Consider the following 16,320-nt stretch of genomic DNA (forward strand, 5'->3'; position numbering starts at 1 on the left):
GAGGACCAGCCGTCGAAGGCGTTCTGGGCCGCCTGCACCGCCCGGTCCATCTCGGCCGCCGTAGCCAGCTGCACCCGCGCCTGCACCTCGCCGGTGTTCGGGTTGAACACGTCCGAGAAGCGGCCCGAGGCGCCCCTGAAGGCGGCGCCGTCGATGAAATGGTTGATGTCGCGCATGGGTGGGCGTTTCCCTGAAGTGTCGGCTTGTTCTGGTTGGCGGCGGTTTAGCCCGCCCGACCCGCCCGCGCCAGTGCCCTGATCGGCGTCAGACCGCCGCGTCGAACAGGGCGTCACGGGCCACATCGGCCTTGAGCATCGGGAAGAAATGGGTGCCGCCCTCGACCGTCTCGACCGTGACGTGCGGCAGGCGGCGCGGGCGTTCCGGCACGTGACAGGTCGAGCCGGCCTCGCCCTTGAGAATGCGCACCGGTCGGTCCAGCCGCTTCAGCGCCCGCCATGGATCATGGCTCTGGGCGGCGTAGTTCGAGGCCTCCCAGTCGGGCGGACAGGCGAGAGTCAGACCCTCGTCCGTCTCGATCAGGCCGTCGGCCAGATAGTCTGCCAGCACGATCTCGGGCCAGCCGCGAAACGCGCCCCGCCCCGTATAGGCGGCCAGAGCCTGCTCGCGGCTGTCGAACACGGCGCGGCGGCGGCGGGCGTTCTTCACCAGCGGAATGCGCGAGGCCAGCCGGTCCAGCAGCGGCAGCTGGAAGGCCAGCACGGTCCAGCGGCGCCAGATCACCGGATCCAGCAGCACCAGCTTTGACACTCGCCCCGGCCGTTCGGCCGCCGCCAGCAGCGCCGCGGTGCCGCCCATGGAATGTCCGGCCAGCACCACCGGCGGGCCGTCCAGCGCATCGAGCAGGGCGATCAGGTCGTCACGGTGATCGTGCCAGTCGCGCCGCCCCCTCGGCTCGGAAGGCAGGGCCGTCAGGCCGTGGCCGCGCAGGTCGGGGGCCCAGATCCGCAGCGATCCCGACAGCGGGGCCAGCAGCGTGCGGTAGGTCATGGCGTTGAAGCCGTTGGCGTGGACGAAGACCAGGTCGACCGGCCGCTTGGGGTCGCCGAAATCCAGCACGTTCATCTCGCCGGCGCCCCACCGGTTGCTGACCGGCAGGCTCAGGCGACGGGGCGGGGAGAGCCGGATCGCGTCCATGGCGTTCAGATAGGCCCTGGCGGAGGCGCGCGCCAGCCGCTCCTCCGCCTACTGGCAGGCCGGGCAGCGGCCGTGGGCCTCGATGGTGGTCCGCTCGATGGCGTAGCCGGCGGCGTCGGCGGCGCGGCCCAGGTCCCCGGCCACGGGCGAGGACACCTCCCGCGTGGCGCCGCAGCAATCGCAGATCAGGAAGGCCGCGGCATGGTCGCGTCCGCCCGAGGTGCAGGCGACGTAGGCGCTGATCGAGGCGATGCGGTGGGCCAGGCCCTTGCGTTCGAGGAACTCGAGGGCGCGGTAGACCGTTGGCGGCTTCGCGGGCTGACCGTCCTCGCCGAAGCGGGCGATCAGGTCGTAGGCCTTGACCGGCTCGCCGGCCTCCAGCAGCAGCGCCAGCACCCGCAGCCGGGCGGCGGTCATCCGCTCGCCCTCGGCGGTCAGGCGATCGTCGGCGGCGGCGAGGGCGCGTTCGACCTCGGCCTCCCCGGGCGGGCCGTCGGCGTGGTGATGGTGGCAGGCGTCGCCCATGGGCCACTGCTAGTCGCTCGGCCGACCGGTCGCAACCGCGCGGGCTTGACCGACTGTGATGTTATCTCATAACACTACCGCCCCGAACGAGGCCTGCCGCATGATCTCCTATCGCTCCCTGCTCCTCGCTGCCGCGGCCTCGACCGCGTTCGGCGGCGGCGCCGCCGCCCAGACGGGCGGCCAGACCGGCGGCCAGGCCGCGCCCGGGCAGCAGGACGTGAGGGTCGAGGACGTCATCGTCACCGGCACGCCCTTCGGCGTCACCGACCGGGCCAGCCTGCTGGCGGTCGAGGTGCTGGACGAGGAAGACCTCGCCGTGGCGCCCGCCGCGACCCTGGGCGATCTGGTCAACGGCCTGCCCGGCGTCCGCAGCACCAATTTCGCGCCCGGGGCCAGCCGCCCTGTGATCCGCGGCCTGTCGGGCCCGCGCGTCCAGGTCCTGACCAACGGCCTCGGCATGATCGACGCCAGCTCGGTTTCGCCCGACCACCAGGTGGCGGTCGACCCGGGCGAGGCGCGGCGCATCGAGATCGTGCGCGGCCCCTCGACCCTGGTGTTCGGCGGCTCGGCCATCGGCGGCGTGGTCAACATCATCGACGACCGCATTCCCACGGAGCGGGCCGAAGGCGGGCTCGACGGCCACGTGTCGGCGCAGGCCTCGACCATCGACGACGGCGCCAGCTTCGGCGCGCGGCTGAAGGCCAACGCCGGACCGCTGGTCCTGACCGTCGACGGCTTCACCCGCGACGCCTCCGACTACGACGTCCCCGTCTTCCCGGAGTCGCAGCGGCTGCTCGACGAGGAGGGCGAGGCCCCCGGGCCGGAGCGCACCGTCGGCAACACCTTCGTCCAGCTGGACCAGTATGGCGCCGGCGCCAGCTGGATCGGCCCGCGCGGCTATCTCGGCGCCTCGTTCAAGCACGTCGACACCACCTATGGCGTGCCCGGCCACGCCCACGAGCCGGACCCCCTGGACCCCGACGCCGGCGAGGACGGCGTCTCGATCGGTCTCGAACAGAGCCGCTACGACCTGCGCGGCGAGCTGACCTTCGACGCCGGCCCGTTCAGCGCCGTCCGCCTCTCCGCCGGCTGGGCCGACTACGCCCACACCGAGTTCGAGGGCGACGAGGTCGGCACGCAATTCTTCTCGGACGGGGCCGAGGGCCGGTTCGAACTGATCCAGCGCGAACGCGACGGCTGGCAGGGGGTAGTCGGCGCCCAGCTGCTGGAGCGCACCTTCGACGCCGTCGGGGACGAGGCCTATGTGCCCCGCACGGACATCAGCGAGCAGGGCCTCTACACCGTCCAGCGCTTCGACCGCGGCGGCCTCGGTTTCGAGGGCGGCCTGCGCCTCGACAAGCGGTCGCTGGAAAGCGCGGCGGGCGAGCGGGACTTCTCCAACGTCTCGGCCTCGGCCGGCCTGTTCTTCCGCCCGACCAGGCCACTGTTCCTTGGCCTCAGCGTCGCCCGCAATGAACGCGCGCCCAGCGAGGTCGAGCTGTTCGCCGAGGGCGCGCATGTCGCCACCGGCGCCTTCGAGGTCGGGAACATCGACCTCGACTCCGAGGTGGCGACATCGCTCGAGGCCACCGTTCATTTCGCCCAGGGACCGTTCGAGTTCGACCTGCACGCCTACGCCGCCGACTACGACGGGTTCATCGACCTGCGGCCGACGGGCGCGGACGACGTCGATTCCGGCCTGCCGATCTTCGAATACGTGCAGACCGACGCCGAATTCCGGGGCTTCGAGGCCGAGGCCGAATACCGCCTCTGGGAGAGCGGCGACCGCGGCCTGGCCCTGACGGGCGCCGCCGACTGGGTGCGCGCAGCCACCGATCTGGGCCCCGCGGCGCGCATTCCCCCGTGGTCGGTCACCGCCGGCCTCGACTGGACCTCGCGCCGCTTCGACGCCGGGCTGGAGGTCCGCCACGTCGGCGAACAGGACCGCACCGCCGCCTTCGAACGCCCGACCGACGGCTACACCCTCGTCAGCCTCAAGGGCGCGATCCGGCCGTTCGCGGACCGCAACGTCACGGTCTTCGCCGAGGCCTCCAACCTGACCGACGCCGAGGCGCGCGAGCACGCCAGCTTCCAGAAGGACATCGCGCCCCTGCCCGGCCGCAGCCTGCGGGCCGGGGTCACCTGGCGCTTCTGACCCCCATGCAACGGCGGGGGGAACCGCGTTTGCCGCCCGGCGCCGTCTGGGCTAGAAGCGCGCTTCCCTTTTCTCATCCAGAGCTCGTTTCGCGTCCATGACCGACACCAACGCCAACGCCGCCCCGCTTTCGGGCAACGTCCTGTTCTACGGCAAGCCGGAACCGCTCTCGGTCGAGGCCCACGGCACGCTCGGCGTCGAGGCCGTCGACCAGCCCTACGCCTTCGTGGCCAACACCAACATCGTGCCCCTGACGGTCACCGAATTCGCGCCGGCGGCCCTGACCTATCCGGTGATCTTCGTCGGCGACGCGCGCCAGCCGGTTGCGGTCATGGCCCTGCGCCAGGGCGAGAACCTGTTCGTCAACGACGCCGGCGCCTTCCGGCCCGAGGCCTACATCCCGGCCTATGTGCGTCGCTATCCGTTCGTGTTCGCCAACGACGAGGCGCAGAAGCGTCTGATCCTGTGCGTCGACCGCGACGCGCCCTTCATCAAGGAGGGCGGCGCCACCCCGCTGTTCGTCGAGGGCCAGCCGTCGCCCTACGTCCAGCAGGCGATGGAGTTCTGCAACAACTTCGAGCAGGAGCGCCTGCGCACCGAGGCCTTCGTCAAGCTGCTGACCGACCTCGATCTGCTTGAGACCCGCGAGGCCGTCTTCACGCCGCGCAACCCGGACGGCACCACCGCCGCGCCGCAGAAGATCGCCGAATATTTCGCCGTCTCGGAAGACAAGCTGAAGGCGCTGCCGGCCGACAAGCTGGCCGAGCTGCGCGACAACGGCGCCCTGGGCCAGATCTACGCCCACCTGGTCTCGCTGCTGGGCTGGGATCGTCTGATCGCCATGGCCTTCCAGAAGGCCGCCGCAGCCCAACCGGCCGCCGGGAACGCCTAGGAAGGCAGCCGGCGCCAGGCGTCAGCCATCAGGGCGGCTCGCTTCGGCGGGCCGCCCTTTCGCTATACGCCGTCTTCCTGCTGCCTGCTGCCTGTTGCCTGCGCCCTACCGGCGCGCCAGCAAGCACCGGGTCAGGCAGGAAAAGACCAGCCGTCCGGCCTCGTCGAGCAGATCGTGCTGGGCGATGACGATGCCCTTCTCGTCGCCGACGGGGTCCTTGCCCATCACCGTCATCCGGCCGCGCATCAGCTCGCCGGCGGGCGGATTGCGCATGTAGCGCAGGCCGTCGACGGCCAGAATCTTGGACTGGGCCCAGCCGGAGACCTTGTCGGCGAACAGCCGGCTCCACAGCACATAGACCATGGCGTCGGGCGCGCCGTAGGCGACGTCCCAGCCCGGCGAGAAGCGCTCGACGAACACGTCCATCGCCGCCGGGTCGACCATGCAGGCGCCGAGGGGCACGACCTCGCCCACGGCCAGATCCTCGAAATGGACGTGGAGCGGTTCGCTCATCGAAAAGCCCTCAGCCCGCGGGTTCTTCGGACACCCGCACCAGCAGCTTGCCGTCGTGGTCGCCGGTGAACAAGCGGTTCAGCGAGTCCAGCGCGTTCTCCAGGCCGTCGTCGACATGGACCTTCCACTTGACGTCGCCGTTCTGAAGCCACGGCCCCATCTCCGCGGCCATCTCGCGGCCGCGGTGGGCGTAGTCCAGCACCAGGAAGCCCTGCACCGTCAGGCGGTGGGTGATGATGCGGGCGAAGTTCGGCGAGGGCGGCGCCTTGGTGGCGTTATAGGCCGAGATCAGGCCGCACACCGCCATCCGCCCGTGGGTCTTCAGCCGGTTGAACACGGCGATCATGATGTCGCCGCCGACGTTCTCGAAATTCAGGTCGACGCCGTCGGGCGCCAGCCGGTCCAGCGCCTCGCCGACATCCTCGTTCTTGTAGTCGATGGCGGCGTCAAACCCGAGCTCTTCGGTCAGCCAGCGGCGCTTTTCCGGCCCGCCGGCGATGCCGATGACCCGGGCGCCGCGGGCCTTGGCCACCTGGCCGGCGATCGAGCCGACCGCGCCGGCGGCCGCCGAGATCACCAGCGTCTCGCCTTCCTTCGCCTTGAGCACGTCGGTGACGCCGAAATAGGCGGTCATGCCGGTCATGCCGAGCACCGACAGGTTCGCGGTCAGCGGCAGGCCGGGCGCGCGGTGCACCTGGCGCAGCTGCATCTCGGGCACGACGGCGTAGTCGGCCCAGCCGCCGGACAGGGGGGTGACGATGTCGCCGACCCGGAAGCGGCTCGAGCGGCTCTCCTCGACCACGCCCAGGGTCAGGCCGCGCATCACTCCGCCCAGCGGCACGGGCGGCAGATAGCCTTCGGCGTCGTTCATCCAGGTGCGGTTGGTCGGGTCCAGCGACAGATAGACCGTGCGGACCAGCACCTCCGACTCGTTCAGGGCCGGGACCGGCGCCTCGACCAGTTCCAGATCGCCCGGCTGGACCAGGCCGCGGGGCCGCTGACGCAGCACCCACTGACGATTGACGCGAGCCATGGGCCGTCTCCTTCGGTGTCGCGACCCGGAGATCGCGCGCAGGTTTTCTTTCGATACGGGCCATCATGACCGGGCCGCGCCGCCTGTCCAGCGTGGGACAAAGAAAAAGGCGGACCGCAGAGGGTCCGCCTGAAGTGGCATCATCGAGAATGAGGCGCGGAGGCGACAGACCGGCTTTCGCCAGTCTCAAGTCGGGGGGGCGTCGCCGCCTCCGCAGACCGATAACGGAGCGGCGGCCACCCGGTTCCGCCGCCTCTGAACTTTTTTCGCTCGCCGGGCGAACGCCGGAACGGCGCCGCTGGCCGGGGCGTTGATCGGCCATAGCGCAATCGCCGTCGGAGGCCGCAAATGACCCATCAATCCCCCCACGACAAGGCCGCCGACGCGGTCCACGAGGGCCGCCCGGTCGAGGCCCAGTATGTGCGCGGCGGCCGCGGCGGCGTTCGCATCCTGACCCTGCTGCTGGTCTCGCTGGCGGCGGTCGCGGTCCTGCTGCTCGGCATGTGGTTCGTCAGCCAGGGCGGGTTCTCCAGGACCAACGCCAACGACGGCGACCAGACGGTGGACGCGGCCGCCTTCCAGGCCGACGCCAACACAATCCCCGCCGCCGACGCGCCGACCACGGCCACCGGACAGCCGACCGTTCCGGGAACGGCCGAACCGGCCAACGTCAATGCGCCCACGGTCCCGGCGCAGCCCTCGCCGCCGCCGGCCCCGTAACCGGCATGAAAAAGCCCCGGCCTTGCGGCCGGGGCTCTTGTCCGATCCCGGGAAGACGCGTCAGGCGGCTTCGCGCTGGCGCGAGGGGTGGAAGAACAGCGCCTGGCTGATCGCCGCCTTCACCGTCTCCGGCTGGAAGGGCTTGGTGATCAGGAAGGTCGGCTCGGGCCGCTCGCCGGTCAGCAGCCGCTCGGGGAAGGCGGTGATGAAGATGACCGGGACGTCGATCCGCTTGAGGATGTCCTTGACCGCGTCGATGCCCGAGGATCCGTCGGCCAGCTGGATATCGGCCAGCACCAGACCCGGGCGGTGCCGGGCGACGGCGTCGACGGCCTCGTCATGGGTGGTCGCGGTGCCGGTGACGCGATGGCCCAGCTCCTTCACCAGGCTCTCGATGTCGGCCGAGATGATGGCCTCGTCCTCGATGATCAGGACGTCGGTGGCCAGTTCGGCGTCGATATCGGCCTGGGCCTCGGCGATCAGCCGCTCCACGTCGTTGGCGTCGGCGTCGAGGATCTGCGCCGCCTCGGACGGGGTGAAGCCCTCGAGGGCGGTCAGCAGGAAGGCCTGGCGCGAGCGGGGCGCGATCTGCATCAGACGGCGCGACGCGTCGTCGCGGCCTTCCAGCCCGCTCTTGTCCTCAAGCTGCGCCCCGGTCGAGGCCCAGATGGCGTGGAACACGTGATAGAGGGCGACCCGCGGGGTCATCTCGGGCGGCAGCTGGCGCTCGCCCGCCGCCAGGGCCTCCAGCGCCACACGGACGTAGTTGTCGCCAGTCGTCTGATCGCCGGTCAACGCACGGGCGTAGCGGCGCACATAGGGCAAATGCGGCGCGAGACGGGCCAGCAGGCTCATGAAATCTTCCCCGACAAAATGGGTCCCACACCAATTGGAACCTCGGCAGTCCCGGTCAACGTATCAAATCGGCCACGGTTCCCGCTGCGCAGTGAAAGCTTGAGCATTAAACCGCCGTAACCTAGGAACCCTCCTTCGACGCTGGCGTTTTCGGCAATCGCAGCAATAGCGTCAGGGTGGCGGCCGTTCATTCAATGACAGACAATTCGAACTCTTCCCGCAAGGCGGCGCCCCCGACCGGGCCCGCACTGGAAGAAGCGCGCCTTCGTCAGCAGGCGATCGGGGTGAAGCTTCGGCACATGTTCGACGAGGTCGTGAACGAACCGGTTCCCGACGAGTTCCTGGACATTCTCCGCCGGGCCGACGACCGCTCGTCGGACGGGAGCGGCGCATGAGCGGCGCCTCGACTCCGCCGCCCAAGCCTCCCTCCGCCGACGACAACGCCTTCAAGAGGGAGCTGGTCGCGCTGATCCCGCACCTGCGGGCTTTCGCGCGCACCCTCACGGGCGACCCTACGGCGGCGGACGACCTGGCGCAGGACGCCATGATGAAGGCGTGGGACGCCCGCGCCAGCTATCAGATGGGCACCAACATGAAGGCCTGGACCTTCATGATCCTGCGCAACCAATTCTATTCCGAGAAGCGCCGCTCGTGGCGCCAGTCGCAGCTGGACCAGGAAGCCGCCGAGCGCACGCTCGTCGCCGTCGACGATCCGGAATCCCCGGTCGCCCTCGATGAACTGCGCCTGGCGCTCGCCACCCTGCCCGAGGAGCAGCGCGAAGCCCTGATCCTCGTCGGCGCCGGGGGGTTCGCCTACGAAGAGGCGGCGGAGATCTGCCAGTGCGCCGTCGGCACCGTGAAGAGCCGCGTCTCCCGCGCCCGCAAGGCGCTGCAGGCTACGCTCGAACGCGGCGGCTACGCCCGCGACGGCCGCGCCGCCGGTGACGCCATGCGCTCCATCCTCGCCGACGCCGATCGCCTGAGCAGCGTCCGGGGCTGAGGTGATCCGTATCGGGCGAGCGCTCGGTCGGGGTCTGGCTCCCCCGCAATTCCAGGGCATCCGCTTTCGCCTCGGAGCCGCGCTCGCCTTCGCCCTGCTGCCGGTGCTGGCGCTTGGCGCCTTCCAGGCCGACGCCCAGTTCCGGGTCCAGGACCGGGAGCGGCGCGACGACCTGCAACTGGCGGCCGAGCGCACCGCCGCGAACGTCAAGGGGCGGCTCGACAGCACCACGGTGCTGCTTCAGGCCCTGCGCCCGGAGGCGCTGGAGCTGTTCTGCGAGCCGCGGCTCACCTCGCTGGTGCAGCGCATCGAGGGGCTGGACGGGCTGGCGCGGCTGTCGCCCACGGGCCAGACCGCCTGCGCCTCCCGCGGACTGGCGGCGGCCTCGCCCGCCTGGCTGACCGGAGCCCGCGCCTCGCCCTGGTTCCAGCGGCTGCGCCAGGGCGAGGACACCGTGCTGGCCCGCGCCCCGATCCGCGCCGGCGAGGCGGCCGGCCTGATCGTGGCCATCCGGCTGGAGCGACCGCTCGGCGCGTTCGACGGCGCCATGATCGCCGTCATTCCGCTTTCCGCCCTGCAGCCCGACATCGCCGACCGCGCCCTGCCCGAAGGGTCGCAGGCGGCGCTCACCGATGGCGAGGGCCGCATCCTCACGGCCACCGACCCGCGGGCCTTCGGCCTGGCGGGCGGCCGCAGCGTGGCGGGCTGGGTCGACCGCGCCCGCCGCGACGCCTCGGCGATCTTCGAGGCCGATGACGCCGACGGCCGCCGCCGCGTCTACGCCGGCGCGGCGCTGGCGGGCCGGGACGTCTACGCCCTGCTGTCCGCGCCCGCGCCCGGCCTGCTGTCATGGGCGCGGCTGAACCCCGTGGGCGCCTTCATGGTCCCGCTGCTGGCCTGGCTGATCGCCTTCCTGTCGGTGATGTGGGTGTCGGAAAGGATCGTGGTCCGCTGGCTGGTCTATCTGGAGCGGGTGGCGGCGATCTATGCGCGCGGCCGCTTCTCGGTGCGCCCCGTCCAGGCGATGAACGCGCCCGCGGAAATCCGCGTCCTCGCCCGCACCCTCGACGACCTCGCCGACACCATCACCACCCGCGACGCCGATCTGAACGCCTCCCTCGAGGAGAAGGACGCGCTGATGCGCGAGATCCATCACCGGGTGAAGAACAACCTGCAGATCATCTCGTCCCTGCTGTCGATGCAGCAGCGCGCCCTGACCGACCGCCAGGCCAAGGCCGCCGTCGGCGACACCCGCCAGCGCATCTCGGCGCTCGCCCTGATCTACCGCACCCTCTACCAGAGCGCCGACCTGCGCTACGCCGACGCGCGCATCTTCCTGACCGAACTGGTCGGGCAGCTGGTCTCCAGCGAAGCGGGTCGCGGCCCGGTGGTGACCTCCTCGGTCGAGGCCGACTCCCTGGTGGTCGATCCGGACAAGCTGGCCCCCCTCGCCCTGTGGCTGGTCGAGGCGGTGACCAACGCTCAGAAGCACGCCTTCGCCGGCCGCGGCGGCGCACTCAAGGTGCGCTTCCGCGTCCAGGGCGAAACCAGCGTGCTCGAGGTCGAGGATGACGGCCCCGGGGTCAGCGAGACCTTCCGCGCCGGGGTCGGCCGCACGCTGATGGGCGCCTTCGCCAAACAGCTGCGGGGCGAGGTCGAGCTGGTGGCGGCGCCCGGCGGCGGCACGATCGCCCGCATGACCTTCGCCACCCCCGAGGCCGTCACGCCCACCGACCCGGCCGATCTCGGAACCCGGCCCGCGTCCCGACGTTCTTGAGGGGTACGCCGCTCCCCCGGCGCCAGGAGATCGCACAATGCGCAAGATATTCGTTCTCGTCGCCGCCGCCGCCGCCCTGACCACGGCCGCCTGCAACACAATTTCGGGCGTGGGCCGCGACGCCTCGGCCGCCGGCGACGCCGTCACCGACGCGGCGGAAGACGCCAAGAACTAGAGTCCGGTTCCCGACCCGCGGCTCTCCCCCGACACGCGGTTCGGTCGAAGAAGGCCCGCCTGGCTCCCCCCCGCCGGCGGGCCTTCGCATGTGTGCGGCCCCGGGCGCTTGCGCGGCGCGGCGGCGGCGCTAGCATCGCGGCGAGGCGTCCGCCAGACGACGCCAGGCTGATCGACGCCGGGGGAAACGCGCCATGACCGACCAGACCACCGAGGCCGCATCGGGTCCCGGCCTGAGAACCGTGGTCGCCGCCTCCGCGGCCGGCACCGCCTTCGAGTGGTACGACTTCTTCATCTTCGGCTCGCTGACGGCGGTGATCGCCAGCCACTTCTACGCCGAGGTCAGCGAGGCCACCGGCTACATCCTCGCGCTGCTGACCTTCGGCGTCGGCTTCGTGGTCCGTCCGCTGGGCGCGCTGGTGTTCGGATGGTTCGGCGACCGGACGGGGCGCAAGACCACCTTCCTCGTCACCATCACCATCATGGGTCTGGCCACGGTGGCCATCGGCCTGCTGCCCGACTACGGCGACATCGGCGTCGCCGCCCCGATCCTGCTGATCCTGATGCGGGTGCTGCAGGGCTTCGCCCTCGGCGGCGAATACGGCGGGGCCGCCATCTATGTCGCCGAGCACGCGCCGCCGCGGAAGCGGGGCTATCTGACCGGCTGGATCCAGACCACCGCCGCCCTGGGCCTGATCGGCGCGCTCGGCGTCATCCTGATCACCCGCCAGATCGTCGGCGCCGAGGCCTTCGACGAGTGGGGCTGGCGCATTCCCTTCCTGCTGTCGGCCTTCCTGCTCGGCATCTCGCTGTGGATCCGCATGAAGCTGGACGAGAGTCCGGCCTACCGCCGCATGGAGGAAGAGGGCGGCGAGCGGCGCGCGCCCTATCGCGAGGCCTTCCTGCAGTGGAACAACGGCCGCTTCGTGCTGCTGGCGCTGTTCGGCATCATGATCGCCCAGGGCGCCGTCTGGTATTGCGGCTATTTCTACACCCGCTTCTTCATGGAGCGGATTCTCAAGGTCGAGACGGCCACGGTCGACATGCTGATGCTGTGGCTGACGGTGGTGTCGGCCGCGCTCTATGTCTTCTTCGGCTGGCTCTCGGACCGGGTCGGGCGCAAGCCGGTGATGCTGTTCGGGATGATCCTGGCCCTTGTGGCCTTCTTCCCCGGCTTCCATGCCCTGACGAAGGCCGCCAACCCGGCCCTGGCCGAGGCCCAGGCGTCGGCGCCGGTGACGGTGGTGGCCGATCCCGCCGCCTGCGCCCTGCAGTTCGATCCGGTCGGCAAGGCCGCCTTCGCCAGCTCCTGCGACATCGCCAAGACGGTGCTGTCCAACGCCGGCGTCTCCTACGCCAACGCCCCGGCCCTGCCCGGCAGCGTCGCCACCGTCCGGGTCGGCGGAGCCGAGGTCGCCTCGGTCGAGGGCGAAGGTCTGTCGGCGGCCGAACTGAAGGCCGCACGCGCCGACGTGGAGACCCGGGTCAAGGCCGCGCTGGCGACCGCCGGCTATCCGGTGAAGGCCGATCCGGCGCGGATGGACCTGCCGCTGATGTTCGCCATCCTGATGGTCTTCATCGTCGCCGCCACCGCCCTGTACGGTCCGCAGGCGGCGGCCCTGGTCGAACTGTTCCCCACCCGGGTGCGCTATACCGCCATGAGCCTGCCCTACAACATCGGCACCGGCTGGGTGGGCGGCCTGCTGCCCGCCGCCAGCTTCGCCCTGGTGGCGGCGTCGGGGAACATCTACTTCGGCCTGTGGTATTCGGTCGGCTTCACCCTGGTCGCCGTGATCGTCAGCCTGCTGTGGCTGCCGGAAACCCGGGGCCGGGACCTGCATACGATCGAGACCTGAGGCGTTTCCCTTCCGCGCCTCCCCAGCCGGACGAAGACCATGACCGAAGCGAAGGGCCGCGAGGCCGGCCTCAACCTGTTGCGCGAGCACGCCCTGATCGCCGGCGAACCGGTCACCTCGGCCGCGCGCATCGCGGTCGATGATCCGGCGACCGGCGACATCCTCGGCCACGTTCCCGACCTCGGCGCCGCCGAAACCGAACGCGCCATCCAGGCCGCGCACGACGCCTTCCCCGCCTGGTCGCGCTCCGACCCGCACAAGCGGGCCGCCGTCCTGCGCGAGTGGGCCCGGCTGATCGACGAACACAGCGAGGGCCTCGGGGCCCTGATGGCGCTCGAGAACGGCAAGCCCTTCGAGGAGGCGAAGGGCGAGGTCGCCTACGCCAACAGCTTCATCAAATGGTTCGCCGGCGAGGCCGAACGCCTGATCGGCGAGACCCAGGACAGCCCGCTGGGCCACGTCATCCTGACCTTCCGCGAGGCGGTGGGACCGTGCGCCTTCATCACCCCGTGGAACTTCCCGGCGGCCATGCTGACGCGCAAGCTGGGCCCCGCCCTCGCCGCGGGCTGCACCGCCGTGGTCAAGCCGGCCAGCCAGACGCCGTTCACCGCCATCGCCCTCGCCGAACTGGCCTATAGGGCGGGCCTGCCCCGGGGCGTGCTCAGCGTCGTCACCGGCGACGCCGCGACCATCGGCGCCGCCCTGACCGCCTCGCCCCTGATCCGCAAGCTCTCCTTCACCGGCTCGACTCCGGTCGGGCGCAAGCTGGCGGAGCAGTGCGCCCCGAGCCTGAAGCGGGTGTCGATGGAGCTGGGCGGCGCCGCCCCGCTGATCGTCTTCGCCGACGCCGATCTCGACCTCGCGGTGACGGAGACCATCAGGGGCAAATTCCGCAACTCGGGCCAGACCTGCGTCTGCCCGAACCGCGTCTATGTCGAACGTCCTGTGGCGGATGAGTTTGCGCGCAAGCTGGCGGAGGCGGTGGCGAAGATCCCCGTCGGCGGTGCCTTCGAGCCCGGCGTCAAGGTCGGGCCGCTGATCGAGGACAAGGCCGTCCGCAAGGTCCAGGATCATCTCGCCCTGACCAAGGCCTCGGGCGGCCAGGTCCTGACCGGCGGCGACCGTCATGCCCTCGGCGGCCGCTTCTTCCAGCCGACCGTGACCTTCGGCGGCGACGACGCCCTGTTCCGCCGCGAGGAGACCTTCGGCCCGCTGATCCCGGTCTTCGCCTTCGACAGCGAGGACGAGGTCCTGGACAAGGCCAACGACAGCGAGTTCGGCCTCGCCTCCTACGTCTTCACCCGCGACCTCGACCGGGCCATGCGCCTCGGCCGCCGCATCGAGGCCGGCATGTGCGGGGTCAACACCGGCATCATCTCCACCGCCGTCGACCCCGTCGGCGGCGTCCAACAGTCCGGCTACGGCCGCGAGGGCTCGATCCACGGCATCGACGAATACGTCGACATCAAACAGGTGACGCTGGCGCTGCGCTAGGCCTCCGGTCCCACCGGCCACAGGGCGCCGGCCGGCCGTTCCAGCACCTCGGCCGCCGCCGCGTGGAAGACCTCCGGCGCCAGCCGCCCCCGGTTGGCCGCGTCCAGCACCCAGGCCTCGATCGAGCTGCCCTCGCGGGTCCAGCGGTCCTCGCGCAGCAGGCCGTAGAAGCCGGCCGCCATCACATGGATGCCGTCGTCGGCCTTTCGCCAGCGGTCGGCCGGATTGCGTCCGACGCCCAGCTCCTCGCTGACCATCTGGTCCAGCGCCTGACACAGGTCCTCGTTGAACAGGCCTTCGAGGGTCGCATAGCCCCAGCGCGGATCGTGCTCGCCGACGATCCTCGGTATCAGCGGGTCCCGCCCGAAGACGGCCAGCGCGGCCCGCGCCGCCGCTCCGTCCATCGGGATCGGCGGATGCAGCAGTTCGTGCGCCGCGATCCGCACGGTGGTGGCGACGTCGTAGTCCGCCGCCTGAAGAAACCGCTGCCCCCGCACCTTGATGCCGTGCGGCTTGGAGAAATACAGCACGGTGATGTCGATCTCCGGCGCGAAGGTCCGGCCGGTCAGCCGCTCCTCCACCCGGACGACGTCGAAAGCCGGCAGGGCCGCGCGCAGCATGGCGAGGCCCGCCGCCACCGCCGCCATCGCCCGCTCCTGCCGGAAGGCCGCGAATCCGGCCGCCTCCAGGTCGGCGAACACGGCGCGGATCTCGCCCGCCTTGCTGGCGAACCACCTCCAGTCCGACTCGTTCCAGTAGGACCCGGCCTCGAAGGCCGGACGGATGTTCGCCTCCGGGTCCGCCAACGCGGTCAGCAGGTCGTCGATCGTGGCGTCGGTCTCCGCGTGAGACAGGATCAGCGCGAGGTTGGGCGAGAACAGGCCCACGCCTGCCTCTTCCGCCGACCGCCACAGCTCGGGCGCCGCCGCCCGGGTCGCTTCCGTCAGCTTCGGCGCGAACAGGGCGACGTCGTCGGCGTAGAAGCGGGTGTAGAGTTCGCGGCCCGACAGCGGGGCCAGAAAGGCGATGGCGTCCTGCCCCTCTGACGGATTGACCCGCCAGACAGTGCGGGGGCCCGGCCGCGCCTGGGCGGAAACGGAGCCGGGGAGCGCAGCGGCGAGGGGCGCGGCGAGGGCGGACATCAGAAGCGAGCGACGGTTCATCGCTCCCGACTAGACGACGGCGGCGCCCGGGGATTGCACCCACTTGACCCTCAGCCGACCCGGCGTCAGCCCGGTCAGGGCCGCCACCGCCCGGGTCATGTGGGCCTGATCGACGAACCCCAGTTCGGCCGCCGCCGCCGCCGGCGGATCGTCGCGCGACAGCAGCAGCCGCACCGCCATCAGCGCCCTCTGCTCGGCGCGGTAGCGTCGCGGACTGACTCCGAACGCCTCCCTGAAGCCCCGGCTGACAGTCGCCGGGGCGAGGCCCTCCGCCGCGGCCCACGCCGCCAGCGCCGTATCCGGGTCCTGTCTCAACGCCGTCGCCAGCCGGTCCGGCCAATCGCCCGGGGCGGGGGCCAGAGGCCGGGTCGTCTCGCCCAGCAGAACGGCGGCCTCCACAAGGTCCCGTTGCGCCGCCCGCGCCACCGCGTCCGGATCGGCCACCCGCCCCGCCCCGAAGGCGAGGTCCGTCGCCAGCGGCAGGTTCAAGACCACGGCCCCGGTCGGCGACACGGCGTCCATGTGCGACTCCCACGGCCCGTGGATCAGCACCTCTCCCGGGCGGACCCGGAACCGGCCCCGGTCGCCCGCCTCGTGATAGCCGCCCGCGAGCACCACGGCGGCATAGGCGTGAGCGTGCCGGTGGCGCTCCAAGCGGCCGCCGGCGGTCAGGGTCTGGAACATCGCATGTCGCACCCGCCCAGACTGGGATCGGGGCGTCCCGAGGTCCAGTGTCAAACCGGTAAGGCGCCCCGCTTCACCACCGTCCGCATGGCCACGCTAGAGGACACTCGGGTCACTCCCGGGATCCGCGTCAGCTCGCGCGAGTGGACCCGCTCGAGATCGTCGACGTCGCGCACCACCAGTCGCAGCAGATAGTCCGAGCCGCCGGTCATCAGATAGCATTCGACCACCTCCGGCACGGTGGCGATGGCCGTTTCGAAGGCGGTGAGGGCGCTTTCCGCCTGCGACGACAGGGTCACGGTCACGAACACGCTGATCGGCAGG

18 protein-coding genes are annotated in these 16,320 nt (G+C 71.1%); 9 read left to right on the forward strand and 9 right to left on the reverse strand.

Annotation, left to right across the window (positions count from 1 at the left end; all coding sequences use genetic code 11):
• From VGD32_RS00005 to VGD32_RS00015, 3 genes are all read right to left on the reverse strand, one after another.
• On the reverse strand, window positions 1-176 hold a 176-nt coding region (locus tag VGD32_RS00005), incomplete at its 3' end, for an aldehyde dehydrogenase family protein (RefSeq protein ID WP_331029876.1).
• An 88-nt stretch (window positions 177-264) separates the two neighbouring features.
• Entirely contained in the window at window positions 265-1,155 is an 891-nt protein-coding gene (locus VGD32_RS00010) for an alpha/beta hydrolase (protein ID WP_331029861.1), read from the reverse strand.
• 48 nt (window positions 1,156-1,203) lie between these two features.
• Entirely contained in the window at window positions 1,204-1,680 is a 477-nt protein-coding gene (locus VGD32_RS00015) for a Fur family transcriptional regulator (protein WP_331029862.1), read from the reverse strand.
• Between the two features lie 100 nt (window positions 1,681-1,780).
• Between VGD32_RS00015 and VGD32_RS00020 the strand changes: the two genes are divergently transcribed.
• Together VGD32_RS00020 and VGD32_RS00025 are read left to right on the forward strand one after the other, a co-directional pair.
• Complete coding sequence (locus tag VGD32_RS00020) at window positions 1,781-3,835, forward strand: TonB-dependent receptor domain-containing protein (protein WP_331029863.1); 2,055 nt, start codon at window positions 1,781-1,783, stop codon at window positions 3,833-3,835.
• 97 nt (window positions 3,836-3,932) lie between these two features.
• Window positions 3,933-4,727, forward strand: a complete 795-nt coding sequence (locus VGD32_RS00025; RefSeq protein ID WP_331029864.1) for a SapC family protein — start codon at window positions 3,933-3,935, stop codon at window positions 4,725-4,727.
• A gap of 105 nt (window positions 4,728-4,832) precedes the next feature.
• On the opposite strand, the gene VGD32_RS00030 is transcribed toward VGD32_RS00025, so the two are convergent.
• Window positions 4,833-5,240 (reverse strand): acyl dehydratase, encoded by a 408-nt coding sequence (locus VGD32_RS00030; protein WP_331029865.1) that lies wholly within the window; start codon window positions 5,238-5,240, stop codon window positions 4,833-4,835.
• Between the two features lie 10 nt (window positions 5,241-5,250).
• Entirely contained in the window at window positions 5,251-6,273 is a 1,023-nt protein-coding gene (locus tag VGD32_RS00035; RefSeq protein WP_331029866.1) for an NADP-dependent oxidoreductase, read from the reverse strand.
• Between the two features lie 348 nt (window positions 6,274-6,621).
• Here VGD32_RS00035 and VGD32_RS00040 point away from each other — a divergent pair, with 348 nt between their 5' ends.
• On the forward strand, window positions 6,622-6,993 hold the full coding sequence (locus VGD32_RS00040; RefSeq protein ID WP_331029867.1) for a hypothetical protein: 372 nt from the start codon (window positions 6,622-6,624) through the stop codon (window positions 6,991-6,993).
• Between the two features lie 60 nt (window positions 6,994-7,053).
• Here VGD32_RS00040 and VGD32_RS00045 read toward each other — a convergent pair whose 3' ends face one another.
• Window positions 7,054-7,848 carry a response regulator gene (locus tag VGD32_RS00045; RefSeq protein WP_331029868.1) on the reverse strand — a complete coding sequence of 265 codons (795 nt, stop codon included), beginning with the start codon at window positions 7,846-7,848 and terminating at the stop codon, window positions 7,054-7,056.
• 194 nt (window positions 7,849-8,042) lie between these two features.
• On the opposite strand from VGD32_RS00045, the gene VGD32_RS00050 reads away from it, so the two are divergent.
• From VGD32_RS00050 to VGD32_RS00075, 6 genes are all read left to right on the forward strand, one after another.
• Complete coding sequence (locus tag VGD32_RS00050; RefSeq protein WP_331029877.1) at window positions 8,043-8,243, forward strand: NepR family anti-sigma factor; 201 nt, start codon at window positions 8,043-8,045, stop codon at window positions 8,241-8,243.
• Window positions 8,240-8,848 (forward strand): sigma-70 family RNA polymerase sigma factor, encoded by a 609-nt coding sequence (locus VGD32_RS00055; RefSeq protein ID WP_324774601.1) that lies wholly within the window; start codon window positions 8,240-8,242, stop codon window positions 8,846-8,848. Before VGD32_RS00050 ends, VGD32_RS00055 begins: the two co-directional genes overlap by 4 nt.
• A 1-nt stretch (window position 8,849) precedes the next feature.
• Window positions 8,850-10,625: a sensor histidine kinase gene (locus VGD32_RS00060; protein ID WP_331029869.1), complete on the forward strand. Its 1,776-nt coding sequence runs from the start codon at window positions 8,850-8,852 to the stop codon at window positions 10,623-10,625.
• Window positions 10,626-10,662: 37 nt separating this feature from the next.
• The gene (locus VGD32_RS00065) at window positions 10,663-10,800 is read left to right on the forward strand and encodes an entericidin A/B family lipoprotein (protein WP_331029870.1); all 138 of its coding nucleotides are present in this window, start codon (window positions 10,663-10,665) and stop codon (window positions 10,798-10,800) included.
• 193 nt (window positions 10,801-10,993) lie between these two features.
• The gene (locus tag VGD32_RS00070) at window positions 10,994-12,655 is read left to right on the forward strand and encodes an MFS transporter (RefSeq protein ID WP_331029871.1); all 1,662 of its coding nucleotides are present in this window, start codon (window positions 10,994-10,996) and stop codon (window positions 12,653-12,655) included.
• A 39-nt stretch (window positions 12,656-12,694) separates the two neighbouring features.
• Window positions 12,695-14,149 carry an NAD-dependent succinate-semialdehyde dehydrogenase gene (locus tag VGD32_RS00075; RefSeq protein ID WP_331029872.1) on the forward strand — a complete coding sequence of 485 codons (1,455 nt, stop codon included), beginning with the start codon at window positions 12,695-12,697 and terminating at the stop codon, window positions 14,147-14,149.
• Here VGD32_RS00075 and VGD32_RS00080 read toward each other — a convergent pair.
• The 3 genes from VGD32_RS00080 to VGD32_RS00090 form a co-directional block, all read right to left on the reverse strand.
• Complete coding sequence (locus tag VGD32_RS00080; RefSeq protein ID WP_331029873.1) at window positions 14,146-15,312, reverse strand: hypothetical protein; 1,167 nt, start codon at window positions 15,310-15,312, stop codon at window positions 14,146-14,148. The genes VGD32_RS00075 and VGD32_RS00080 overlap by 4 nt on opposite strands.
• A 9-nt stretch (window positions 15,313-15,321) precedes the next feature.
• On the reverse strand, window positions 15,322-15,996 hold the full coding sequence (locus VGD32_RS00085) for an AraC family transcriptional regulator (RefSeq protein WP_331029874.1): 675 nt from the start codon (window positions 15,994-15,996) through the stop codon (window positions 15,322-15,324).
• A gap of 50 nt (window positions 15,997-16,046) precedes the next feature.
• Window positions 16,047-16,320: Lrp/AsnC ligand binding domain-containing protein (locus VGD32_RS00090; protein ID WP_331029875.1), on the reverse strand; the 274-nt coding region annotated here is incomplete at its 5' end.

Origin of the sequence: Brevundimonas sp. (genome assembly GCF_036402095.1) — a bacterium.
Classification (GTDB): domain Bacteria; phylum Pseudomonadota; class Alphaproteobacteria; order Caulobacterales; family Caulobacteraceae; genus Brevundimonas.

Bases quoted from the DNA above. Each gene is read 5' to 3' on its own strand.
- VGD32_RS00035 (WP_331029866.1), bottom strand. From the start codon at position 6,273: ATGGCTCGCGTCAATCGTCAGTGGGTGCTGCGTCAGCGGCCCCGCGGC.
- VGD32_RS00015 (WP_331029862.1), bottom strand. From the start codon at position 1,680: ATGGGCGACGCCTGCCACCATCACCACGCCGACGGCCCGCCCGGGGAG.
- VGD32_RS00040 (WP_331029867.1), top strand. From the start codon at position 6,622: ATGACCCATCAATCCCCCCACGACAAGGCCGCCGACGCGGTCCACGAG.
- VGD32_RS00085 (WP_331029874.1), bottom strand. From the start codon at position 15,996: ATGTTCCAGACCCTGACCGCCGGCGGCCGCTTGGAGCGCCACCGGCAC.
- VGD32_RS00080 (WP_331029873.1), bottom strand. From the start codon at position 15,312: ATGAACCGTCGCTCGCTTCTGATGTCCGCCCTCGCCGCGCCCCTCGCC.
- VGD32_RS00020 (WP_331029863.1), top strand. From the start codon at position 1,781: ATGATCTCCTATCGCTCCCTGCTCCTCGCTGCCGCGGCCTCGACCGCG.
- VGD32_RS00030 (WP_331029865.1), bottom strand. From the start codon at position 5,240: ATGAGCGAACCGCTCCACGTCCATTTCGAGGATCTGGCCGTGGGCGAG.
- VGD32_RS00055 (WP_324774601.1), top strand. From the start codon at position 8,240: ATGAGCGGCGCCTCGACTCCGCCGCCCAAGCCTCCCTCCGCCGACGAC.
- VGD32_RS00075 (WP_331029872.1), top strand. From the start codon at position 12,695: ATGACCGAAGCGAAGGGCCGCGAGGCCGGCCTCAACCTGTTGCGCGAG.
- VGD32_RS00050 (WP_331029877.1), top strand. From the start codon at position 8,043: ATGACAGACAATTCGAACTCTTCCCGCAAGGCGGCGCCCCCGACCGGG.
- VGD32_RS00045 (WP_331029868.1), bottom strand. From the start codon at position 7,848: ATGAGCCTGCTGGCCCGTCTCGCGCCGCATTTGCCCTATGTGCGCCGC.
- VGD32_RS00070 (WP_331029871.1), top strand. From the start codon at position 10,994: ATGACCGACCAGACCACCGAGGCCGCATCGGGTCCCGGCCTGAGAACC.
- VGD32_RS00065 (WP_331029870.1), top strand. From the start codon at position 10,663: ATGCGCAAGATATTCGTTCTCGTCGCCGCCGCCGCCGCCCTGACCACG.
- VGD32_RS00025 (WP_331029864.1), top strand. From the start codon at position 3,933: ATGACCGACACCAACGCCAACGCCGCCCCGCTTTCGGGCAACGTCCTG.
- VGD32_RS00010 (WP_331029861.1), bottom strand. From the start codon at position 1,155: ATGGACGCGATCCGGCTCTCCCCGCCCCGTCGCCTGAGCCTGCCGGTC.